This is a genomic window from Streptomyces sp. NPDC085932 (assembly GCF_044540525.1).
GTDB classification, from domain to species: Bacteria; Actinomycetota; Actinomycetes; order Streptomycetales; family Streptomycetaceae; genus Streptomyces; species Streptomyces levis.
Genome location: NZ_JBITSJ010000006.1, coordinates 614,976 through 637,239, shown reverse-complemented (window position 1 = coordinate 637,239; position 22,264 = coordinate 614,976). Strand labels below are relative to the sequence as shown.

Here is a 22,264-nt window from a genome sequence, read left to right as displayed (position 1 = left end):
CAGTTTCACCATGCGGCGACGACGCAGAGTCTGGAGGAAGCATCGGTTTTCCGGCCGTGACGGATGCTGACGTCGCCCGCCGGTGTCATGCACTACGGGAGGTCTGATGTCGGATATCGCAGCCTCGGACACGTCGAAGCAGAAGAAACAGGGCAGACGGCACGGCAGAGGCTGGTGGCGGGCGCCGGTGCGGGTATGGGCGGCGGGAGTGGCCATCGTTGCCGGAGTGATCGCTCCGCCCTCCGCCCTGGCCTCACCCACCACTGCGCAATCCCAACCCGTGGCCTACGTCAGCAACGTCGTCGGCGGCAGCTCCAATCAAGATCAAGTGCTGATGGTCGACGCCGGCGCCGACAAGCCCATCGCTGCCGCTTACCCCGTCGGCAGCGACAGCGACCCCAACGGCGTGGCGGTAAGCCGGGACGGCACCAGGGTGTGTACCGCTGACAGGCTTGCGAACAGCATGTCGCGGATCCTGCCCGCCAGCGGCGACGTCGCCTCCGTAAAAGTCGGCAACAACCCCGTGGACGTGGCGATCAGCCCGGACGGCAACCGCGCCTACGTCACCAACAACCTCGACAACAACATGTCGGTGGTCGACATCGGTTCCGATTCGCCCTCTGTCGTCGAGACCATCCATGTCGGCGGGAGACCTCAATCCGTGGCGATCAGTCCGGACGGCAGCCGTGCCTACGTCGCGAACTGGCTCGACGGCACCCTGGCGGTGGTCGACACCACCTCCAACACTCTTGTCACCGCCATCGACCTTCAGCAGGGCCCCTACATGCCGCAGGGAGTGGCCATCAGCCCGGACGGCAAACTCGTGTACGTCACCAACCTCAATGGCACGTTGTCGGTGATCGACACCGCGAACAACTCCGTCAAGTTCACCCCGACCATCGCCGGCGGTGCCGACCTGGTGGACATAGCGGTGAGCCGGGACGGCACCCGCGCCTATATCGCCAACTTCGCCTGGGGCGATATCACGACGGTCGACCTCACCCGCAGCCCGCCGTCCGTCATCACCAGTGTTGAGGTCGGAAGCGAACCCACCGGTGTGGCGGTCACCCCGGACGGGTCCCATGTCTACGCCGTCTCCGGCGGCCTGAACCAACCAAGTACCCTCTCGGTGATCGACACCAGCACGTCCAAGGTCGAACCCATCCATGGCTTCGCCACCGCATTGGATGTGGCGATCGGACCGAAGCCTGGATGAGGCCTTGAGCTGCCCGCCGGCCGCCGTGCCCTGTCGGCGGGGGCGGTCGGAGCGGTGACGGGGTGACGTGCCGCTCCGCGGGGTCGTCGGTACCGGATTCCCCCGGGTCGCGTGCCGGCCCTTTCGCAGGCTGCCTTGCTGGTGACGCAGCCGCGCCCTGCCGCCGTGTCCCAGGGGTGTCCCTGGCCGGCACAACGCCGATCTGAGCCGGGTTCTGTCACTGCCCGTGCTCGCCATGCCCGGGGATGTGCGCTGACCGGCCGGGGCCGATCGGGGGAAGCCCGCACCAGACGGTGGAACGGCTGATCGTGTGACGATCGCGAGTCCGCCGACGGCTAACGTTTTATGTGAAAGACCTCGACAGCGAGGGCGTAACGCTCATGAGGGGCATGAGCAGCGTGTGCGGCAACCGCTCGCCTGGGTGTGAAGACCAGCGGTAATCAGTCCGAAGAGTAGACCTGCACCAGCATCGCCTTCCGCACATTCCCCACCTCAAGAATCACGTTTCGCGCATTTCGGGAATGCGTCGTTTCCGGCTTGTTTTCCTTCTCGGCATCTCACTGCCCGTCAGAGCAAGCGGGGGCGTTCATTCACGTCTTCGGCGTGGGGGCCCCCCCCCCCCGGGGGGGGGCCCCCCCCCCCCCCCGGCCCCCCCCCCCCCCCCCCCCCCCCGCCGGAATCCGCCGAGGCCCCCCACCACCCGATGGCACGGTGGTGGGGGCAGGGAAGGTCACCCCACGGGGCCAGGGCCGTCGTCGCTCTGATGAACCGGCTGCTGCTGCGCCGCCGACAGCATCGGGGCGTCAGAGCCGGAGCAGAGCTTGACGTCGCCGGTGTTCTTGACGTAACGAGCCGACACCCAAGCGTCCTTGTCCTTGACCTTGTTCCGCAGCTTGTACCAGAGATCGTTACCATCGATCGACTGACCATGAACCTTGCACTGCAGGCCGACCTGCGCGTTGTGGGGAAGTACTCCGAGCTCGGCGGAGTTCGTCGTGGGCAGCGCCCTTTCCTTGACGCCGACGGGACTGATGACCGTGCCGTACGGCTTGGCGGGGGCGGCGGCATCAGCGGCCAGTGCCGGGTTGGCGGCGATCAGTGAGCCGCCGATGACGGCAAGCACCGCGGCCCCGGACACCATGGCGCCACGCTTCGCTGAAATCAACATAGACAAAAATTCCCTTCTTTTCCGGATGGGCTGGGTGCCCGTGTCATCCAAGGAAACCCCAGCCGCTGGAGCCCACCTCTCCCCTGATCGGTTGAAATTCGAGGTGATGGAATATTCCCCTTTCGGTCTCGTAGGGAATTTCGGTCGCACGGGTCGGCGCCGCCCGGGGCAGGGGTGTGCATCCGGATGCAGGCGACGCGGTGGCATCGGTGGCATGACGGTGTGAGGGTGATCGTGCTTGCTCTGCTCCTCTCCTTTTCATCTCGGCAACAGGAGTTGCGATGCCCCTTCTCGCCGGTGTCACGCGTCGCACGCGACTGCGTGCAGTCACCGTGATCATGCTCTGCTGTGCGGCCGTGTACCCGACGCCGGCCGGTGCCACGGACGCATCCACCGAGGGCGACGCCGCGTTGCGTCATGAGCTCGACGCGTTCGTGAACAGCCCTGGGGGTCCGCCCGGGATCATCGCCGTGCTGCGCCGGGGCGGCGAGAGCCGGGTGCTGCGCGCCGGAGTCGCCGACCTGGAGAGCGGCCGCCCGCCCCGGGTCGGGGATCACATGCGTATCGCCAGTGCGGCCAAGGCTTTCAGCGGGGCGGTGGCCCTCAGCCTGGTCGACCGCCACGCGCTGCATCTGGACGACACCCTGCGCAGGCACCTGCCGCAGCTGCCGAAAGCCTGGGGCCGGGTGACGCTGCGGCAGCTGCTCAACCACACCAGCGGGCTGCCGGACTTCACGGAGAGCCCTGAGTACCGGGCCATTCTCACCCGCGACCCGCAGCACCGGTTCGACTCCCGCCGGCTGCTGGACTTCGTCGCCGACGAGCCCTTGCTGTTCCGCCCGGGCAGCCGGTACCACTACTCCAACTCCGACAACATCGCCGTCGCCCTGATGGCGGAGGCAGTCACCGGCAACCCCTACGAGCGGCTGCTGCACGAGCTGGTCTACCGGCCGCTGCACCTGCGCGACACGAGTCTTCCCCAGGGCAATCGCATGCCGAGGCCCTACCTGCACGGCTATGCGGTGGATCCGCCCATGCCGCCGGAGGACGTCAGCGAGCTGTTCAGCGCCTCCAGTAGCTGGGCTGCCGGAGGCATCATCTCCACGCCCGCCGACATGACCCGCTTCATCCGCGGCTACGCCGGGGGCGCGCTGTACGGCGAGCGGGTGCTGCGGGAACAGCGGCGGTGGACTCCGGGTGCCTCGAAGCCGGCCGGTCCCGGACGTAACGCCGTGGGGCTGGGCATCTTCCGCTATGCCACTCGGTGCGGTGTGGTCCTGGGGCACACCGGCAACACGGCCGGCTACACACAGCTGGCGGTGGCCACCCCCGACGGCCGCCGCTCTCTCACGTTCTCGGTCACCGCTCAGTTCAGTGACACCGTCAACCCGGAGGGGATGCGGCGCTTGCGTGGCATCCAGGAGGACTTCGTCTGCGCTCTCCTGCGCGACGGTTCCTGACACCACAGCCCAGGGTGCTCGGCCACGACGTCGAGGAGCGAAGACGCATCACCGCTGAAATCCGAGGCCCGCAGGAGCAGTCGGCCGTGCTGCGGCACAAGTGCAGCTTCCCGGACCACGTGCGAGGGGCGCTCGGCGCTCCGGACACCGTCTGCGGGAGCAGGCCGTGCCGACAAGGCAGGCGGAAAGGCCGGCAGGCGCCGGGCGGACCCGGGGCCGGCCTTGCGCCCATGCCCCCGCGGCAGCATGTGCGTGTGAGCTCCCGCCTGCGGGGGACAGCCGTCTCACGGGCACACGCTCTGCGCCCTCGCCGGGCGCTGCGAGCCCGTACGGCGCGCCCACCTGCCGCTGCCTGAGCACGGTCGGTTGTCCGACACGGAACCGTGCGATCGAGATATCGAGGATGTGCGCATTACGCTGCGTGGATTCCGAGAGGTGCCGCGCCGAGAAGGTGGTGACCTGCATGCCCGAGGCGGACGCGCCAAAAGCCCGCGAGGCCAGGCCGGAGCACCTCAGCCGGGTCGTCTTCATCGCTGCGGCGGCTGCGATGGGCGGTTTCCTGTTCGGCTATGACAGTGCGGTGATCAACGGAGCCGTCGTGGCGATCGGAGACCGGTTCGACGTCGGTTCCGAAGCCCTGGCCCAGGTCATTGCCGCGGCCCTCATCGGCTGCGCTGCCGGTGCGACGGTTGCGGGCCGGATCGCCGACCGCATCGGCCGTATCCGGGTGATGCAGATCGCTTCGGCGCTCTTCGCCATCAGCGCGGTCGGGTCGGCGCTGCCCGTCGCCCTGTGGGACCTGGCGCTGTGGCGCGTTCTGGGCGGCGTGGCCATCGGCATGGCCTCCGTCATCGCTCCCGCGTACATCGCCGAGGTCTCCCCGCCGGTGTACCGGGGCCGCCTGGCGTCCTTCCAGCAGGCCGCCATCGTCACCGGCATCGCCGTCTCGCAGCTGGTCAACTGGGGCATCCTCAACCTCGCCGACGGCGAGCAGCGCGGCAGGCTCGCGGGCCTGGAGGCTTGGCAGTGGATGCTCGGCGTCATGGTGATCCCGGCTCTGCTCTACGGGCTGCTCTCCCTGCTCATTCCCGAGTCCCCCCGCTACCTGGTCTCCGTCGGCCGGCACGCGCAGGCTCGCACGGTGCTCCGCGACGTCGAGGGCCGGAGGGTGAACCTGGATGTCCGCATCGCCGAGATCGAACAGAACATGCAGCACGAGGAGAAGCCCACCTTCAAGGACCTGCTGGGGGGCAGATTCCTCTTCTGGCCGATCGTCTGGATCGGCATCGGCCTGTCGATGTTCCAGCAGCTCGTCGGCATCAACGTGATTTTCTACTACAGCTCCTCGCTGTGGCAGTCGGTCGGCATCGACCCGGAGGGCTCGTTCCTGTACTCCTTCGAGACCTCCATCGTGAACATCGTCGGCACGGTGATCGCGATGCTTTTCGTCGACCGCATCGGCCGCAAGCCGCTGGCGCTCGTCGGCTCCGTCGGCATGGCCGTCGCGCTGGGTGTGGCGGCCTGGGCGTTCTCGTACAAGACCGAGGGCGAAAGCGATGTGCGGCTGCCCGATCTCCAGGGCGTGGTGGCGCTCCTGGCCGCCAATTGCTTCGTGCTCTTCTTCGCGCTCTCGTGGGGTGTGGTGGTGTGGGTACTGCTCGGCGAGATGTTCCCGGGCAGGATCCGTGCCGCCGCGCTGGGTGTCGCGGCCACGGCCCAGTGGCTCACCAACTGGCTGATCACGGTGACGTTCCCGCCCCTGTCGGACTGGGACCTGTCGGGGGCGTACGTGATCTACACGCTCTTCGCGCTGCTGTCGATCCCCTTCATCCTCAAGTGGGTTCCCGAGACGAAGGGCAAGGCGCTGGAGGAGATGGGCTGAATGCCGCCTGGGCCGACGGTGATCGGCTAGGCACCCCGCACGACCGGTTCGGCGCCGGCCGGCTCAGCCAGTTCGAGACAGCCTCGGGCGGCCTGTCCGGCCGGTGGATGCATCGGCGTGGTGAGGTCGTGGGGTCACAGTGCCCGTGCCCTGCCTGGTCACCGCTGCGGGGCTGTGGTCTGGCCGCGGTGGGCAGGCGTGCTTCATCCACGGCGCCGGTGGCCGAGTTGCATCACCTTGTGCCGAGGCGGGCGTGAGATCGCTTCAGCGACAGGTGCGGCGGGTAGAACAAGGTGAGATGTGGTTGTTCGGCCCGTACCCCCACAGTACGGGCCGAACCACCTGCAGTGAGCTGGTGCCTGGCGGACCTCCCCAGGCATCCGGGCACCGCTCACCTCTCTCTCGAACTGCCGAAGCGGGGCGGGCAGTTCGAAAACGGCGACAGGCCGTGCGGGGCGTCTCGCCCCGGCCTGAAGCTGCGGCCCGGAACGAGCCGTGCGGCGGGTGCAGCAGCGCCGGCCAGGGCTGGAAGGCCACGTCGCCCGCGCCGCATGGCCTCTCGTGGCCGCGGCTCAGAAGGCGAAGACGGCGTTGCCCTGAACTGCCGCCTCCCTCTCACACGCGTTGGCGAAGCTGCGCTGCCAGGAGACCCGCTGTCCCTGCCAGACACCCTCGATGCCGATCGTCACAGGTGCGTAGATCTTGATGCAGGCGTGGTCGCCGGCCTCGGCCAGCAGCGTGCCGAAGTCGCCGGCCGTCCGTCGCAGCTCCTGGCACGCGGGGCCGGGCGCGGGGTGGGTGCCTGTGGGGCGGGGGGCGCAGCTCAGGGTCGTCGCCTGATCGATGGTGCCGAAGCCGTCGGCCCGCGTGCTCGTGATCACCAGAGCGGAGGGGGCGTAGAGGCTGCCGGGTTCTGCGTGCGCGGACGGGGCGGCGCCGGTGATCGCGGCGGTGGCGAGCACGGTCGCTGCGAGTCCCGTGGATTTGCGCATCTGTTCTTTGCTCCTTGGCAGACGAATCGGATCGACGTGGAGTCTGGCGTGCACGGGTCAAGCCCGCTATCCGGCCCGACGTGTTCTGGACGCGGTCGTCCTGCAAGAAGTTGAAAGTGTGTGTGCCCAGGTGGCAGGGGAGTTGAAGAATTCGTGAAGAAGTGTATGCGACCCCAGAGAGAGTGACTCGATCTAGTCTTTGCAGAAGTAAGCCCTTTCCTTTTGGTGCAGGTTGGCTGAATCCGCACAGGAAGGAGCCGGCCGGGATCGCCGGGGCGTCGTGTTCGATCCCGGCCGGGCCGGAAGCGCGGGGCCTTCGACTGCCCCACGCCGGCCTGCCGCCCTGCACGAACCGCGGCGAGGCCCGGACGGAGAAGGAGGGCGGTGGCGGACGACTCCTCCGATCGGGATGCGGGCCCTTCGGCGAGCCTCGGCCCGGCCGGCGGGCCGGCGACAAAGCTGCGGAGCCTCGGGCGGCGGAGTAACGTCTATGAGGATTACGGTTCTCATCACGGCGCGTGAATTTTTCCGGAATCGACCCCGCTGCGGACGGCACTGCAGGACCGGGTGATATATGTGCTGAGCCCCAGGAGCAGCATCGGCGAGGTAATCAGCGGGCACGAGTTCCGTAGCCTTCAGGCGCAATGCGTGCTGCGCCTTTTCATCCTCGGGATGGTGTGTGTCAACATATCCGAGACCACCGTCACGGGCGTCAGGTGGATCGTCTCGCTGACGGTGACGTGCCTGTACGGGGCGTGGCTGATCCTGCTGGTGGCCAGAGTCGTGGCGAACCGGGCCCTCCCGGGGCAAGTGCCCTGCATCGTCATCGACACCGCCGCACTGACCTCGATCCTGATCGCCATAGGCGGTTTTCAGGAGTTCACCATATCGACTTCAGGATTCGGCTACCTGGATTACGCATATCTTCTTCTTCCCATCCTCGCGGCCTTCCAGATAGATCCGCGCGCGACGCTTTTCGTGTCGATCGCGGAAACCGGTGCGTGGCTGTGCGGGGCAGGATTCACGACGATCGACCCCGACTGGACGACCATCGGACGTTTCGTGGTGTTTTCCGCTGTCGTCGGCCTGGCGTGCGTGTTCATTTCCGCGATCAACCGATCCAGGGTCTCGGCCATAGCGGAACTCGCCGAGGCCCGGGCACAGCTCCTCGAGGAGAACGTCGTCATCGAGGAGCGGGAACGACAGGTGCTGTCCGAGGCCATCCACGACGGGCCGTTGCAGACCCTGCTCGCCACGCGGCAGGACGTCTCCGAGATACGCGAGCAGCTCGACGCGGTGCCCGACGGGCCGGACACCGCAGAGCGCGTCGACCGCAACCTGCAGGTGGCGGTGTCCGATCTGCGCACCGCCATCCGTGGCCTGCACCCCGCCGTGGCCCAGGAGGTCGGCCTGGTCGAGTCCTTGCGCAACCTCGCGGACACATCGGCGGCGAGAGGGGGCTTCGCCCTGGAATTCCACGACGGCCTGCCTGCGGCGGTCCAGATCCCCGCTCACGTGCAGAAACTCGTCATCAGCGCGGCACGCGAGTTCCTGGAGAACGCGGTGCGGCACTCCCGGGCGCGAACCCTGCGCGTCGCCCTGGCGCTCACCGCAGACATGCTGCACCTGGAGGTGAGCGACGACGGTGTCGGGGCGTCCGCCTCCCAGTTGCGCACCAGCCTGCAGCAGGGACACATCGGCATCGCCTCCCAGCGGACCCGGATCGAAAGCGCGGGCGGAGGCATCACGATGCAGGGCAGCGAAGGGCACGGCGTGACGGTCGTGGTGACCGTTCCGCTCCGGTGACCGCTCACGGCACCGGGTGGTGCGCGAGCGGGCGGTCGGCGACCGGCCGCGGGCCGTCGACCGCCCGCGGGCGGTTGTCGAGGAAGCGGACCGGCCGTGACTCGCCGGGGCGATATGTCCCCGTAGTCGTCCGGCGGAGGCGAGACTGGGCGAAACGGCCGTCGCGGAACCCGGCGGGCCGAGGGCTCTGCCGATGAACCTGTGGGAACCGTTCTGGGCTCGCGGACCCGCAGGCTCGCCGGCGCAGCGCTCCGCAGGGGAAAGCGACGCGGCGCTCCGGCTGTCCGGCCGGCAGGTGCGCGCAGGCCGCAGTCCGCTCCATTGGAACCTCATGCCGATCGAGACACCAGCACATGCGCGAATTCACTGGCACTGCATCGAGAAGGCTCGTGGCCGGAGGTCTGCTGTGGGTGTCGTTGGTCCAGATGCTCGTGGTGAACAACTTCGTTGTCCTGCCTCACGCATCGAGTCAGGACCTGGAAGCCGTCATCATCTCGGCGCTCGGGATCACGCGATGCCGCGACATCGCCGGGATCCGGTTCTGCTCCCCCTGGCACGAAGCCGCTGACATCGCCTGGATCGTCGGAGGGGTCTGTGTCTTCCTGGGAGCGGTGCTCAACGTGGCCGCGTTCCCGCCCGGCCGGCTTCGGAAGTGGACCTTCGCAGTGCTGGCCGTCAGCGGACTGGGACTCGTCTCCAGCGGCTTCAACCCCTACAACCTGCGCCCGCTCGCGCATCTGCTCTCCGCCGGGGTGTGCTTCACCGGTGGGGCGGTGGGCGTCGTGCTGCTGGGGCACATGCTCCGCCGGGCCGGCCACCATCCGTACTGGGGCATGACCGGCATCGTGTGCGGCGCGGTGTCTCTGGTCGCCGCCCTGGTCACGGCCATCAGGCCCGATCCACGGACCCAGGGTGTGTTCGAGCGGACATCGGCGTGGCCCAGCATTCTCTGGATCATCGGGACGGGCGTGTTGTTCGCCTGGACCGCGTGGCGAGCGCGGCGGAGCAGCCCGCCACTCGGTTCAGGGCCGCCCGAATCTGCATGACGCAGCACGCGGATGCACTGGACGTGACGGTGTGGCCGGCGGCCTGCCGACTCATCGATCGTGCGCCGAGCTCGATCGGCGCTGCTGTAAGAAGGCTTTACACCGTCGGCACGACCGCGATCCGTTGCAGGCCGGGGGCGACGCGCATGAGGGCGCTTGCCGGGTGGGAGCCCGACTCCGGTCCGCCCGGCACCCAGCTGCCCGGGCAGGTCGCGCACGGGCGGCCCGGGACCCGTGACCGGACCGGCAGCTCTGCCGGTGTTCACCATCGTCAAGCGGCTGGACCGGTAGGGGTGTAGGGCACCGCGGACGCCGTACCGGCCGCCTGTGACGAGGATCTGACCTGCCGTGTGCCGGTGTCGCCGCGGGCACGAGCCGGCACTGCCGGCGAATCGGTACCGGGCAGGAGAAGTCCCCGAGATCCGGCCCTCGGTGATGCCCCATCAGTCGGCAGGAGGCCTCGCCCGGGAGGGTCCCGGGCGGGCAGTCCGTGCGCCCTGCGTGAACCGTGCGCGATTTGACCATGAGGGCTCCGTGCCGTAGGTGATGCCAGCCGACGGCATCGGAAGGAGCCTTGGTGCATGCGGTGAACGACGCTCTGGACTTTCACGACCGGGGACGGTTCGGCCCTGACAGCGACCCCGTCCAGGGGCTGGACCGTCGCCCCTGGTGGCTGCACGACCATTGCCTCGTACGGGAACTCCGCAGTGATCTCGACTCGTGCACGGTGCTGGCGCGCAAGAAGGAAACCCACGACGAAGTCATCGTCAGGTTCCTCTTCGCTTCGTCGTTCTCCGACCTCGCCGCCGTGCGGCGGGTGCAGGCCGACATGGCCACGTTGCAGGTCCTGGACGATCCCCGCCTGGCTCGGGTGATCGGCTGCCGCGTCAGCCACCATGGCGTCGCGGTGATGAGCGAGCTGGTGAGGGGGCGGTCCCTGGCCGACCTCCTGGAGTCGGCCGGGCCGCTGCCCGTCGAGGCCGCCGTCTGGGTGGCCGTGCAGACCCTGTTCGGTCTGGGCGCGGCTCGGCAGGTGGGGGTCGGTCCGAGGCACCTGGAGGCCCGGCATGTGGTGATCTCGCCGGGAGGCCGGGTCAAGATCACGGAATGGGCTTTCGGCCATGAGGCGGGCACGGCGCGGCGGGGACAGCTGCACACGGACGCCTGGGCCGTGGTCTCGATGCTGTTCCACTGTCTGACCGGGCGCATCCCCCCGGCGGACCCTGCGCTGGAGGCGGACCGATGGCCCCTGCTCGGGGACATGGACCGACAGCCCGAGCGCTTGCTGTGGGAATGGTGCGTGGGGCTGACCCGTGCACGGGCTCCGGTGCAGGCCTGGGAGGCCGGGGTGTTGTTGAACGGGTGGGCGGCCGAGGTTCTGGGAACGGGCTGGGAGGAGCGGGCGCGCAGCCACCTCGGCGCTCATGTCGCGCCCTGTCTGCAGCAACAGCCCCGCCCCAGGGCATCGGGGCGCCGGCGGGCCAAGAGGGGCGGCTACGCGAGGTTTCGCTCCGTGGGCTTGGTGACGGCCTGTGCCGTGGTGCTGGCGGCGGTGGCCGCCGAGTGGTGCGGGGGCCGCCCCGGCTCCTCGCCTCCGGGCCGGAAGGAGCGGGCAGCGGCCAGTACGCCGACAGCGGAGGTCACCTTCGCGCCCTCCCCTGCCCGTCGCGCCGAGAAGCCCCAAGCGCCTGCTGCCGCACCGTCGCCTTCGGTCACCGCCGTTGCCCTTCCCTCACGGAGCAGCGCTGCGGGGGACACCGTGGATTTCGGCAGACGCAGACAGTCCCTCCGGCCGAGCACCTCGCCCACCGCGCGCGTCAGTGCGTCCGCTGGAGCTTCCGCCGACGCGCTGAAATCGCTCAATGTCACCGCACTGAGTGTGGGGGACGACGGCGTGGCGACAGCCGAGGTCGCGATCGTCGCGACGTCGACCCGGCCCTTCACCGTGACGGTCACCTGGCACACTCCCACGGACGCGTCGTCCTCCGACTCGCCCGGACCGCGGCAGGCGGCCTATGTCATCTCGCTGTCGGGTCGCCTCACCTACGACTTCGCCCTGCAGCACCAGTTCCCTGACGGGGTCTGCCGCATCGGCGTCACAGTGCTCGGCCAGCCGGAGCCCGACCTGCGCTCGGCGTACCGCTCGGCCACCGGCTGCTGAATCGTCTCCCGCCTCACCTCGGCGGGCGCCGGGCGAATCCCTGCGCGATGCCGGCCACTACCACTGCAGGCGCGGGGAGGTGAGATTGCGTTCGGGGGCGTGAGGGTCGATGTTGGCGTCGTGCAGTGCCTGGACCAAGGCTGTTTCTCCCCCCGTCTTCGGATCGGCGGCCTCGGCGAGCAGGCCGTCGGTGAGTGCGGCGCAGCGGTGCTGCCCGAAGCTCATGCCGATCTTGCCGGCGCGGGAATCGTCCGGTTCCCAGGCGTAGGAGACGCCCGGGGCGAGAGGGGACGTGAGCACAGAGGTGGCGGTGCCCTTGCCGGGCAGGTGCGCCAGAGCGGCCCCCAGCTCGGGCACCGCGCGCCAGGCGTCGTGACCGAGGTAGACCACCAGAGCGTCCCTGCGCGGATACATCCAGGGAGCCGAGACGATCTTTGCGCGGTACCGTACACCCCGCCCGGCGAGCAGGAGCAGGCATGCCTTCCACGCGGCGGCGGCTGCGTCGGGGTCCGTCAGATGGACGTACAGGCGCAGCAGGGGGCCTGCGGGGGGAGGTCCGTCGGGGCCGTCGGCGAGGTAGAAGCCGGGTGACAGGGCAGGTCGCAGCGCCGGCAGGCGAAGCCGGACCGGATCGCCGGCCCGGGGGTGTTTCGGGGCCTGGACGTTGTCCGGGGCGAGCTTGATCCGCAGGGAGCGGAGGTCGACCAGGATGTCGCCGGAACCCTCCAGGCGTCCCGCGTACCGGCCGGTGTTCGTGGTGTACCGGTGGGGGGTGGCCGCGGCGAGCTGTTCCTCGAAGGCGTGATCGCGAAGGGCGCGGGGGCGCTGCTGCCGGGAGTCGCGGCCGCTGTGGAAGGTGTCGTAGAGCGTCGCGCTGAGCTTGCCGCGGAACACGGCGAGGTTCTCCGACCGAAAGTGCCTCTCCCCCACCCGGAAGGTGGTGGTCTCGCCGGTGGAGGTCACTTCCACTGCTGTGAGCGCCTGCCGTACACGGTCTGTGATCTGAAGGGTTTCGGTGGTCACGCCGCCATCTCCTTGCTTGAGGTGTGTGCACCGATCCCGGTGATGGCCGAAAGCTGCCCGGAATCGAGCAGGAGTGTCCGGGCGATGCCTGTCTGGGCCTTCTGCACAGCGGTGAGCCGGGAGCGCTCCTGGCAGCCGGCCATGACCCGGTCGAGCAGGTGCCATCCGGTGTAACCGGCGGTGCGCACGCCCAGTTCGGGGTCGGTGAGCGGCCGGTTGTCCGTGTAGCCGGCCCAGAAGGCACGGATGAAGGGCATTCTGCGGTCCATCTCCCGCCCCCAGGACCTCATGAGCGTTTCGCTGTCCGCCGGGGAGTCGGTGACCCCTGCGGACACGGCGCGATATATCCACTCCCCCACGAACGATCCGATGTCCTGGGCGGGGTCGGCGCAGCCGAATTCCTCCCAGTCGACCATGCACACTGCGTCGTCCGCGCACAGGAACTGATCCAGCCGCAGATCGCCGTGGATGGGTGTGGGCGTTACCTGGTGGGTGCGGTGGTGCAGGGCGTCGACGGCAGCGGCCAGGGTCGTGTCGCGCTGGAACAGCCCCCACAGCTCCAGCAGTGCTCCACTGGCCTGGGCGTAGGCTTCGGCGCTGACCGCTTGCCGGGGGTCTGTCAGCCACGGCTCTCGTGGTTCGTGCCGCGCACGCCGGTCGACCGACATGCCGTGCAGGCGGCCGACCACCTTCCCGGCCTCACGGGCGAGGTCCTCGGTGAAGGCCGCGTCATCCGCCAGGTCCGCCGCGTTCCGGGCCCCGCCGAGCTGTTCGTAGATCACGATCCCCGACGGCTCGTCCCACCCCAGACATCGGGGCGCGGGCACCGGGGCACGGCATGTGCCGTTGAGTTCCTCGAACAACACGGTGCGACGCAAACGCTGTTGTGCGTCCGGTCCCTGGATCCTTTTGACGAAGATCTGCGCACCGGTGGTGGTACGGCCCGACCAGTTGTCGTTGCGCCCGTGGAAGGAGTGGACCGTCTCGGGCAGCAGGGAACCCAGCCCGTGGCCCGCAACGGCACGGCGGACCTCAGGGACGCCTTCGAGATCGACGGGCAAAGGTGTCTGCCGTGTGGCCATGGGTCTCAGCCTTCCGCTCGGTCCCCTCCAAGGCTGCCGCCCGGCCCGGCCGGGCAGTGCCCCCTGAACGGTGGAGCGGGCGGTGGGCATGGGACAAAACCGCACCACTGGCCCCCACCGGGACCCCCGGCCGGTCCCCGGATCGTCGGATCCCGGCTTTCGTCACCGCACGGCACAGTGGGATTCGGCCTTCCCGCCGGGTGTTCCACAGGTGACGGTCCGCTCCGGTTCGTTCACCGCTTCGGCCTCGCCCCGGCACAGGACGAGAGGGATGTGTGATGTCGCAGAGCCCGGCACTCGGCACCGAGACCATGGCGATGCGCGCCGCCGAGAAGGTCGTCGAGCGTGTGGCATCACGGCTGGCCCAGCCCAGTCACATGCAGGCTCTCGCTTCCAGGGCCGAAACTCGTATCGAGGCGGCCTATGGCTACACGGTGTGGCATCCGCTGAGTCTGGCGACGGGGTTTCCCGGCCCGGCTCTCCTCTACGGCGAGCTGGCCCGCCGTGATCGGGCGTACCGTCCGGTGGCCCACCGGCACCTGTCCCGTGCCGTGCAGGCACTACCGGAACCGGCCGGGGCCGGGCTCTTCCACGGTCCGGCTGCGCTGCTGGCCGCAGCGCAGACCTGCGCCGGCCCCGACGGCGACTACGCCTCCCTGCGCGCTGCCCTGGCGCAGTCGGTGGCCTCGATGCAGCTGCGTCGTCTGGATGCGGTGCGTCGAAGAACTGCTCAGGTCACCACCGTGTCCGAGTACGACCTGTTCAACGGAGTGTCCGGGACGACGCGCCTGCTGCTGGACAGCTTCTTGGACCCGGCCGAGAACACCGCCGACGTGGCCCGGGCGGTGGCACAGTCCCTGCGGTATCTGATCGCACTGACCCGCCCCGCCCCGGTGCACGGCCGGCAGGTGCCCGGATGGTGGCTTCCCGCCTCCGATCTGTTCACCGAGCGGGACCGCGGCCTCTACCCCGAGGGGTTCTTCGACACCGGTATGGCGCACGGCATCACCGGGGTGCTGGCCGTGCTGTGCTCGGCGCTGGAGTACGGGCACGAACTGCCCGGCCAGCGCACGGCCATCAGCACCATCGCCGAGTGGCTCTCCCACTGGCTGCCCACCGGCCCCCACGAGCACTGGCCCGACCGTGTCGGGTTTCAGGAACAGGTCACCGGCAGTCTCCGCAGGAGAACCACCGTCCAGTCCGCGTGGTGTTACGGCACGCCCGCGGTGGCGGTGGCGCTGTACCGGGCGGGCAGGCTGCTGGACGAACCCCGCTGGCGTCAACGAGCCGTCGCCACGCTGCGCATCGACGTGGCACGCCGGCAGGAGCGGTGGGGGCTGGACGGGGCCACGATGTGCCACGGGTTCGCCGGTTTCCTCCAGACGGTCACCCGGGTGGCCCGCGACTGCGCGGACGCCGAACTGCTGGCAGGATGCCACCGGATCGCAACGGCCGTCCTGGCCGAAACGGACGAGGACGCCCCCTTCCTGTTCCGCCACACCGTGCGCAGCGGCAACCCCGACGCACCGGTGAGGGAACGAGCCGACCGGGCAGGCCTGCTGGAAGGCGCCGCCGGTGTGGCATGCGCGCTGCTCGACCTCACCCGGCACCCCCTGCCCACACCTGCCGACCGGCCCTGGGACCGGTGCTTCGGCCTTGCATGAATCAGTGAACCGGTGGAAAGGACGCCGAGCTGATGCGGTGGTACGCGGCGCAGGGCAGGACCGGACAGGCAGACCGACCGCCGCCCACGCACATTGCGGGCGGCGGTCGGAGAACAGGGCACTGATGGCAGCGGACTGTTCCGCGAGGTGACATCTACACGGCAGCCGGCTGAGGGATCTGGAGCCGGGCCTGGACGAGTTGGGCCAGGGCCGGTGGCGCGCCCAGCCCGGGATGAGCGTCGAAGGAGTGGTCCGCCAGCTCGAAGCCCTTGCGCCAGACGGGGTCGGGCACTTCGTGTCCATCGGCCCGCAGTTGCCGGACATTGCGTTGCATGGCGGGCTTTTCCCACATCACGCGATGCATGCTGGGAAGAAAGATCACGGGCTTGGGAGAAGCCAGAACGATGGCGGGGATCAGCTCATGTGCCAGGCCGTGGGCGGCAGCCGAGAGCGTGGCGGCGCTGCACGGCAGCACGAGAATCAGGTCCGCGTTCATGGCGAGCTTCATGTGTCCGGCCGCGAATGCCTCCTCGGGGTTCGAGGCATCGACCAGTTCATCGGCGACGTGGCGCAGAGCCTGCGCTGTGACGAAGCGTGTGGCGCCGGCACTCATCACCACGGTCAGATGGCATCGCATCCTCGCCCGTATCGCGATGAGCACCTGGGGCAGGGAGAGCACGGCGGCGGCACCGGTCGCGCAGATGAGCACCCGAGGGGTGTCCTTCTCGGCAGCGTGCTGGTCGGAGGTCTTCACGGCATGGGTCCTTGCAGGTCGGGGCGGCGGAGTCGCAGCATGCGCTTCCGCCGCCTTGGGGCGAGCCGTCAACAGATTTCGCGGGTCCCGAACAGCGAGGCATCGGTGTCGGCGTCTTCGAGATTCGACTCGGCGTCGAGCTCCTGCGGGCTCACATGGATGTCGTAACCGACGAAAAGATCAAACGTGTCCATTGCGCGTCTTCTTTCGCTGAGTAGTGCTTCCCTGCGAAGGGAAACCGAGTGGGTCGAGGAATCCGCTTCGAGCTCTCGCCGTCCACGGCCTCACACATCCAGAGTCGGCGAACCGTGCCGTGCCGGGCATACACCAGCCGGCCGATCCGCCGGGGGATGTGCCGCGAGGGCGGTGCGCACGCCGATGAAGCAGGTGGATCCGGGCCGGATCCCCCGCCCGGCCCCCGGATCGTCGGACCCCGGTGGGCGCGGCGGCCGGACAGAGTGGGTCTCAGCCGGTCCTGCCCTGTGCACGGTCACCGGAAGCGCCGGCTTCATGGCTGCCGGTCCTGGCCGCGCTTTCGACGGTCCCTGCGGTGCTCGCCGGAGGGCGCAGGCCGCGAGGCCTGTCCCGGACGGCCGCAGCCATCAGCGACCGGTGGGACACAAGACAGAGAGGTATCCGTGATGTCGCCAACCCCGACACTCGACACCGGCACCCTGCCGGCCAGGGCCGAGAAGATCATCGAGGCGGTGGCCGTCCGGCTGGCCCAGCCGGACGATGTCGTATCCGTGGCCTGCAGGACCGAGACCCGTATCGAGGCAGCTCTCGGGGTGCCGGTGTGGCATCCGCTGAGTCTGGCGACGGGGTTTCCCGGCCCGGCTCTCCTCTACGGCGAGCTGGCCCGCCGTGATCGGGCGTACCGTCCGGTGGCCCACCGGCACCTGACCCGTGCCGTGCAGGCACTGCCGGAACCAGCCGGGGCCGGGCTCTTCCACGGTCCGGCTGCGCTGCTGGCCGCAGCGCAGACCTGCGCCGGCCCCGACGGCGACTACGCCTCCCTGCGCGCTGCCCTGGCGCAGTCGGTCGCCTCGATGCAGCTGTGGCGTCTGGATTCGATGCGCCGCGGGAGCGCGCGGCTGGCTTCGGCATCCGAGTACGACCTGATCAGCGGAGTGTCCGGGACGACGCGCCTGCTGCTGGACAGCTTCTTGGACCCGGCCGAGAACACCGCCGACGTGGCCCGGGCGGTGACACAGTCCCTGCGGTATCTGATCGCACTGACCCGCCCCGCCCCGGTGCACGGCCGGCGCGTTCCCGGATGGTGGCTTCCCGCCTCCAGTCTGTTCACCGAGCGGGAGCGCGTGCTGTATCCCGAGGGGTTCTTCGACACCGGTATGGCGCACGGCATCACCGGGGTGCTGGCCGTGCTGTGCTCGGCGCTGGAGTACGGGCACGAACTGCCCGGCCAGCGCATGGCCATCAGTACCATCGCCGAGTGGCTCTCCCACTGGCTGCCCACCAGGTCCCGTGAGGCCTGGCCCGACCGTGTCACCTTCGAGGAGCAGGTCACCGGTGCTCTCGACGTCCGGGCGCATCAGCAGTCCGCGTGGTGTTACGGCACGCCCGCGGTGGCGGTGGCGCTGTACCGGGCGGGCAGGCTGCTGGACGAACCTCGCTGGCGTCAACGAGCCGTCGCCACGCTGCGCATCGACGTGGCACGCCGGCAGCAGCAGTGGGGGCTGGACGGGGCCACGATGTGCCACGGGTTCGCCGGTTTCCTCCAGACGGTCACCCGGGTGGCTCGCGACTGCGCGGACGCCGAACTGCTGGCAGGATGCCACCGGATCGCAACGGCCGTCCTGGCGGAGGCGGATGAGGATGCTCCCTTCCTGTTCCGCCACACCGTGCGCAGCAGTCTCCCCGACGCGCCCGGGAAGGAAAGGACCGACCGGGCAGGCCTGCTGGAAGGCGCCGCCGGTGTGGCATGCGCGCTGCTCGACCTCACCCGGCACCCCCTGCCCACACCTGCCGACCGGCCCTGGGACCGGTGCTTCGGCCTGTCGTGAGCCGTCACGGCCTGCCGGTGTCACTGTTCCCCGAGCCTGTCGCGGATGAAGGAGAGGCCATGTTCAGCGTGTGCGATCCGACAGCACGGCAGCGTGCCGATGTGCCGCGCCCGCCCGTCGCGCCGGGTGGCCGGCCACACCCGTGGGCCGAGAAGGTGACGGGTGCACGGGGCAGGTGCCGGCCGGGCCGCGCCGGGGACGCCGCCACGACGAGGGTGGTCTTCGCCGAGTACGGCAGGCGGGTGCAGCTGCTGTGCAACGGTTTCCGGCTGGCGCTGGCAGCGATGCTCGCCGTGACCGCCGTCGCCGACACTCCCCCGGGCGGCTGGGCGCTGCTGCTGACGGTCATCGCGGCGTATGCGGCGTACACGCTGGGCGGACTGCTGTGGTGGTGCACCCGTGCCCCGCGCAGGTTCTGCGTGCCGGCCGATGCGATGTCCGGCGTGATCGACGTCGCGGCGGTGTTTCTCCTCCTGCAGCTCTCCCACGGCCCCAACCTCTTCCTGCCGTTTCTCTTCGTTCTTCCTCTCTTCTGCGCCTTCAGCATTCGGCTGAGCACGACGGCGATCACCCTGGCATGCAACGCGGTCGCCTTCGTGGCGGCTCTGGTGACCGATCCCGCCGCGGTCCGGGAACTGACCTGGCTTCGTCTGTGGATCTTGGTGTGTGCCCATCTGGTGGTGTGCACGTTGGTGTTCGTGCTGTCCGCGGCGCACCGCAGCAGGATTTTCCGTATCGGTGAGCTCGTCGGTGTGCGCTCGGATCTCCTGGCGCAGGTGGTCGGAGCGGAGGAACGCCAGCGGAAGATCATGGCCGAGGCACTTCACGACGGGCCGCTGCAGTCGATCCTCGCCGCGCGTCACGACCTGGAGGAGTTCGCCGAGACCGGCGAGCGGTCCGCGCTGAGCCGGGCGGACGACACGCTGACGCAGGTCGCGAAGGATCTGCGGCACGCCACCTACCAGCTGCATCCGGCGGTGCTGGAGACGGCCGGTCTGGCCGAGGCGATCAGGTCACTGGCGCAGGCCGCCCGGGAGCGCGGCAGGCTGCAGGCGGAGTGTGATCTGGCCGAGGTGCCCCGTACCCACGACGTGCTGCTGTTCGGCGTGGCACGGGAACTGGTGGGCAATGCGGTGCGGCATTCCGGTGCTTCCCGCCTGCACATCACGCTGGAAGAGACGGACGACTGGCTCTGTCTGACCGTGACCGACGACGGCAAGGGCGTCGAGAGGGCGATGCTGCGTGACCGTCTCGCCCAGGGCCACATCGGTTTGGCGTCCCTGCGGGTGCGCGTGGAGGCGGCGCACGGGCGGCTGGAGTTCCTGCCGGTTGCCCGCGGCACGTCGGTACGGGTCAGCCTTCCCCGCCGCCGAACCGTCTCCGCCTGCGGCCCCGGCGAAGAAACACCCTCGAACCGCACCGGCCTTCACCACTCCGGGCACTGTAGGTGACCAATCCGTCGCCCTGTGTTGCCGACCGGGCGGTGGTCGACGATGCGGCGAGCGCGGATGCGCGCCACTTCGCCGAGGGGGACGATTGAGGCAACACAAGAACCCTCACCCCCTTTCGTTGCGGGGTGACTCACTTGGAACCGCGGCCCATGACGAATGCGACGGGAGAACCCGGGACCCTTCAGCGTGATTATGCGCTCGCCACCGTTTTGCGCCGGGTCATCGAAGGGTGGGGAGCCAATACCGGGCTCGCCTACCTGCTGGCCGACGACGACCGGACCCTGCGTGCTGTGATCATCGGAGGAGCCCCGCCGGCGATCTTCACCATGCCCGAGCAGATGGACATCGACGCGCCTTATGCGACAACCACCGCCTTCAGTACGGGGGATGTGGCATGGGCGGGCTTCACCGCCCCGGCCGCGTCCGACCTGCCGCTCGCCAGCCGCGTCCCCTTCCCGTACTCGGTGGTCTCCGTTCCGGTCGGCACGCCCAGGCGCCGATTCGGCGTTCTGACACTGATCTGGGTTCCTCCACGCTCCGACTTCCCCAGCGAGCCGGAGGTGACCGGCCTGCTGGATGAGGCGCACAGCCTCGGCCGCACGCTGCAGACCCTGGCCGACCGGCAGATCTCCATGCGCAGCCGGGCCAAGCCCGCGCTGCTGCCCATCTACCATCGCAAGCCGCTGGCCTCCGGTGCCGCCGGCGTCCGCTGGGGGCTGCCGGACTTCGTCGGTTCGACCGAGGTCAGCTTCATGTACCAGGTGCATCACCTGGCTGCCGAACTCAACGAAGCCGCCGGCGTCGGTGACGTCATGGCGGTGGCCCGGTCGCGGATCGCGGCACCCTTCGGGGCCACGGCGCTGGTGATGAGTCTGCTCAAAGAGGGGCGGCTGTGGGTGGCGGGCCACAGCGGGTATCCGACCGTGGCACTGAGACGCCTGCACGGATCGACGGCGGACGCCCACCGTCCTGACGCCGACGCGCTGCTGAGACAGACACCGCTGTTCTTCGACGACCGCCGCAGTCTGCTCCGGTCGTATCCGACCGCCGTGGAGGACGAGCTGGAGGCCAGCGCCTGTCTGCCCATCACCGTCAGCGGCCGGCCGGTGGGGGTGTGCATCCTCGGTTTCGACCACCCGCGGGGGTTCACCTCCGAAGAGCGGGCGGTCTCGATGATGATGATGAACCTTCTCGGCTCCGCCCTGCAAAGGGCGAGCCTGGACGAGAGTTCCCGTTCCCTCGCCGAGAGCCTGCAGAAGAAGCTGCTGCCCCGCATCCTGGCCGAGGTCCCGGGCATGGTGACCACGGGCCGCTACGTACCGGCTCCCACCACGGCCGGTCTCGGCGGCGACTGGTACGACATGCTGCCCCTGGCCGACGGGCGGGTCGGCCTCGTGGTGGGCGACGTGGAAGGACACAGCATCGAAAGTTCCGTCGTCATGGGCCAACTGCGCAGCGCGGTGCGCGCCTACGCGGCCGAGGGACATCCGCCCGGCGCTGTCCTGGGACGGGCCAATCACCTTCTGTCCGAGCTGGACACGGACCTCATGGCCACGTGCTGTTTCCTCAGTCTCGAGGTCAGCAGCGGCTCCGGCGAAGCGGCTCTCGCCGGCCATCCCCCGCCCCTGGTGCAGGCCGCGGACGCAACCGTCGACACCCTACGGCTGCCGGTGAACATTCCCTTGGGCGTCGAGACGGATGCCACGTACGCCACTGCGGAAGTGACGCTGAGCCCGGGCAGCTTGCTGATGCTGTACACCAACGGACTCACGCAGTCCCACCCCACCGGTACGACCCGTGAAGCACAGGCCTCGTTGGCGTCCGCGAACAGGCTCGCGGACACCTCGCTCGAACGCATCGCCGACCGCCTCGTCGACGAAGCGGCCCTCAGCGGGGCGCCGCGAGACGACGTCGCGTTGCTCCTGGCCCACTACGAAGGGCCGCAGGCCGGGCCGCGTCACCACACATCCCGGATGAGCTGTCAGCGCCACGATCTCCATGCGGTCAAAGATGCCCGGCAGTTCGTGCGCGAGAGCCTGCACTCCTGGGGCCTGGACGAGGTGAGCGACAGCATCGAGCTGGTGACCTCGGAGATAGTCACCAACGCGTTGATCCACGCCGACAGCGACGTCGATCTTCGCCTTCGGGAGTACCCCGATCACCTGCGCCTGGAGGTCCGGGACGCCGACCCCGCCCCACCGGTGCCGGCCTCGATCCTGGCGCTGGAGGAGGAGAACGAGTACGCGGAGCACGGAAGAGGACTCGTCATCGTGGAAAGTCTCTCCTCCGACTGGGGAAACTCGCCCAGTGGCCGGGGCAAGACCGTGTGGGTCGACGTGGAGACCTGACGCCGCTTCGGACGGCCCCGCCCTGCGGGCAGGCCGCCACGCGTTGCTGTTCCTCGAATCCGCCGAAGGCGTCAGTGATGCTCACGAGGGCTCCATGGCTTGCCCGGGGGTGCCGCGGCCGACCGCTGGACGCGGGCGGGCTCCGGGCGTCCACGCTGGGCGGGGGGTGCCTTTGCGGGCCGTCGTC

General features: G+C 69.4%; 16 protein-coding genes. 10 read left to right on the top strand and 6 right to left on the bottom strand.

Features of this window, described 5'->3' with window-relative positions; genetic code table 11:
* Positions 1 to 106: 106 nt before the first annotated feature.
* A complete protein-coding gene (locus ACIGAQ_RS29945; RefSeq protein WP_399788326.1) occupies positions 107 to 1,216 on the top strand; it encodes a beta-propeller fold lactonase family protein in 1,110 nt (369 codons plus the stop codon).
* 730 nt (positions 1,217 to 1,946) lie between these two features.
* Here the strand turns inward: ACIGAQ_RS29945 and ACIGAQ_RS29940 are convergent.
* Positions 1,947 to 2,384, bottom strand: a complete 438-nt coding sequence (locus ACIGAQ_RS29940; RefSeq protein WP_399788323.1) for an SH3 domain-containing protein — start codon at positions 2,382 to 2,384, stop codon at positions 1,947 to 1,949.
* 281 nt (positions 2,385 to 2,665) lie between these two features.
* Here ACIGAQ_RS29940 and ACIGAQ_RS29935 point away from each other — a divergent pair, with 281 nt between their 5' ends.
* Positions 2,666 to 3,844: a serine hydrolase domain-containing protein gene (locus ACIGAQ_RS29935; RefSeq protein WP_399788320.1), complete on the top strand. Its 1,179-nt coding sequence runs from the start codon at positions 2,666 to 2,668 to the stop codon at positions 3,842 to 3,844.
* A gap of 463 nt (positions 3,845 to 4,307) precedes the next feature.
* On the top strand, positions 4,308 to 5,726 hold the full coding sequence (locus tag ACIGAQ_RS29930; protein ID WP_399788317.1) for a sugar porter family MFS transporter: 1,419 nt from the start codon (positions 4,308 to 4,310) through the stop codon (positions 5,724 to 5,726).
* A 572-nt stretch (positions 5,727 to 6,298) separates the two neighbouring features.
* On the opposite strand, the gene ACIGAQ_RS29925 is transcribed toward ACIGAQ_RS29930, so the two are convergent.
* Positions 6,299 to 6,718, bottom strand: coding sequence for a subtilase-type protease inhibitor (locus ACIGAQ_RS29925; protein ID WP_399788314.1), 420 nt, complete (start codon positions 6,716 to 6,718; stop codon positions 6,299 to 6,301).
* Positions 6,719 to 7,294: 576 nt separating this feature from the next.
* Here ACIGAQ_RS29925 and ACIGAQ_RS29920 point away from each other — a divergent pair.
* The 3 genes from ACIGAQ_RS29920 (at position 7,295) to ACIGAQ_RS29910 (ending at position 11,731) form a co-directional block, all read left to right on the top strand.
* Entirely contained in the window at positions 7,295 to 8,524 is a 1,230-nt protein-coding gene (locus ACIGAQ_RS29920) for a sensor histidine kinase (protein ID WP_399788311.1), read from the top strand.
* Between the two features lie 353 nt (positions 8,525 to 8,877).
* The gene (locus tag ACIGAQ_RS29915) at positions 8,878 to 9,570 is read left to right on the top strand and encodes a DUF998 domain-containing protein (RefSeq protein ID WP_399788308.1); all 693 of its coding nucleotides are present in this window, start codon (positions 8,878 to 8,880) and stop codon (positions 9,568 to 9,570) included.
* 586 nt (positions 9,571 to 10,156) lie between these two features.
* On the top strand, positions 10,157 to 11,731 hold the full coding sequence (locus tag ACIGAQ_RS29910; protein ID WP_399788306.1) for a hypothetical protein: 1,575 nt from the start codon (positions 10,157 to 10,159) through the stop codon (positions 11,729 to 11,731).
* A 57-nt stretch (positions 11,732 to 11,788) separates the two neighbouring features.
* On the opposite strand, the gene ACIGAQ_RS29905 is transcribed toward ACIGAQ_RS29910, so the two are convergent.
* Together ACIGAQ_RS29905 and lxmK are read right to left on the bottom strand one after the other, a co-directional pair.
* A complete protein-coding gene (locus ACIGAQ_RS29905) occupies positions 11,789 to 12,754 on the bottom strand; it encodes a T3SS effector HopA1 family protein (RefSeq protein ID WP_399788303.1) in 966 nt (321 codons plus the stop codon).
* Positions 12,751 to 13,926 carry a class V lanthionine synthetase subunit LxmK gene (gene lxmK / locus ACIGAQ_RS29900; protein ID WP_399788300.1) on the bottom strand — a complete coding sequence of 392 codons (1,176 nt, stop codon included), beginning with the start codon at positions 13,924 to 13,926 and terminating at the stop codon, positions 12,751 to 12,753. The genes ACIGAQ_RS29905 and lxmK overlap by 4 nt, the downstream gene beginning before the upstream one ends.
* 188 nt (positions 13,927 to 14,114) lie before the next feature.
* Between lxmK and ACIGAQ_RS29895 the strand changes: the two genes are divergently transcribed.
* Positions 14,115 to 15,500, top strand: coding sequence for a lanthionine synthetase C family protein (locus ACIGAQ_RS29895; protein WP_399788297.1), 1,386 nt, complete (start codon positions 14,115 to 14,117; stop codon positions 15,498 to 15,500).
* A gap of 154 nt (positions 15,501 to 15,654) precedes the next feature.
* On the opposite strand, the gene ACIGAQ_RS29890 is transcribed toward ACIGAQ_RS29895, so the two are convergent.
* Entirely contained in the window at positions 15,655 to 16,254 is a 600-nt protein-coding gene (locus tag ACIGAQ_RS29890) for a flavoprotein (protein WP_399788294.1), read from the bottom strand.
* A gap of 68 nt (positions 16,255 to 16,322) precedes the next feature.
* The gene (locus ACIGAQ_RS29885; protein ID WP_399788291.1) at positions 16,323 to 16,448 is read right to left on the bottom strand and encodes a hypothetical protein; all 126 of its coding nucleotides are present in this window, start codon (positions 16,446 to 16,448) and stop codon (positions 16,323 to 16,325) included.
* A gap of 447 nt (positions 16,449 to 16,895) precedes the next feature.
* Between ACIGAQ_RS29885 and ACIGAQ_RS29880 the strand changes: the two genes are divergently transcribed.
* From ACIGAQ_RS29880 to ACIGAQ_RS29870, 3 genes are all read left to right on the top strand, one after another.
* Positions 16,896 to 18,278, top strand: coding sequence for a lanthionine synthetase C family protein (locus ACIGAQ_RS29880; RefSeq protein WP_399788288.1), 1,383 nt, complete (start codon positions 16,896 to 16,898; stop codon positions 18,276 to 18,278).
* Between the two features lie 215 nt (positions 18,279 to 18,493).
* Positions 18,494 to 19,729, top strand: a complete 1,236-nt coding sequence (locus ACIGAQ_RS29875) for a sensor histidine kinase (RefSeq protein ID WP_399788285.1) — start codon at positions 18,494 to 18,496, stop codon at positions 19,727 to 19,729.
* 149 nt (positions 19,730 to 19,878) lie between these two features.
* Complete coding sequence (locus ACIGAQ_RS29870) at positions 19,879 to 22,077, top strand: SpoIIE family protein phosphatase (RefSeq protein WP_399788283.1); 2,199 nt, start codon at positions 19,879 to 19,881, stop codon at positions 22,075 to 22,077.
* The last annotated feature ends 187 nt before the right edge of the window (positions 22,078 to 22,264 follow it).

Coding starts and splice junctions, on each gene's coding strand:
- ACIGAQ_RS29870 (WP_399788283.1), top strand. CDS start 19,879: ATGACGAATGCGACGGGAGAACCCGGGACCCTTCAGCGTGATTATGCG.
- ACIGAQ_RS29940 (WP_399788323.1), bottom strand. CDS start 2,384: ATGTTGATTTCAGCGAAGCGTGGCGCCATGGTGTCCGGGGCCGCGGTG.
- ACIGAQ_RS29895 (WP_399788297.1), top strand. CDS start 14,115: ATGTCGCAGAGCCCGGCACTCGGCACCGAGACCATGGCGATGCGCGCC.
- lxmK (WP_399788300.1), bottom strand. CDS start 13,926: ATGCCCACCGCCCGCTCCACCGTTCAGGGGGCACTGCCCGGCCGGGCC.
- ACIGAQ_RS29925 (WP_399788314.1), bottom strand. CDS start 6,718: ATGCGCAAATCCACGGGACTCGCAGCGACCGTGCTCGCCACCGCCGCG.
- ACIGAQ_RS29945 (WP_399788326.1), top strand. CDS start 107: ATGTCGGATATCGCAGCCTCGGACACGTCGAAGCAGAAGAAACAGGGC.
- ACIGAQ_RS29880 (WP_399788288.1), top strand. CDS start 16,896: ATGTCGCCAACCCCGACACTCGACACCGGCACCCTGCCGGCCAGGGCC.
- ACIGAQ_RS29915 (WP_399788308.1), top strand. CDS start 8,878: ATGCGCGAATTCACTGGCACTGCATCGAGAAGGCTCGTGGCCGGAGGT.
- ACIGAQ_RS29930 (WP_399788317.1), top strand. CDS start 4,308: ATGCCCGAGGCGGACGCGCCAAAAGCCCGCGAGGCCAGGCCGGAGCAC.
- ACIGAQ_RS29885 (WP_399788291.1), bottom strand. CDS start 16,448: ATGGACACGTTTGATCTTTTCGTCGGTTACGACATCCATGTGAGCCCG.
- ACIGAQ_RS29935 (WP_399788320.1), top strand. CDS start 2,666: ATGCCCCTTCTCGCCGGTGTCACGCGTCGCACGCGACTGCGTGCAGTC.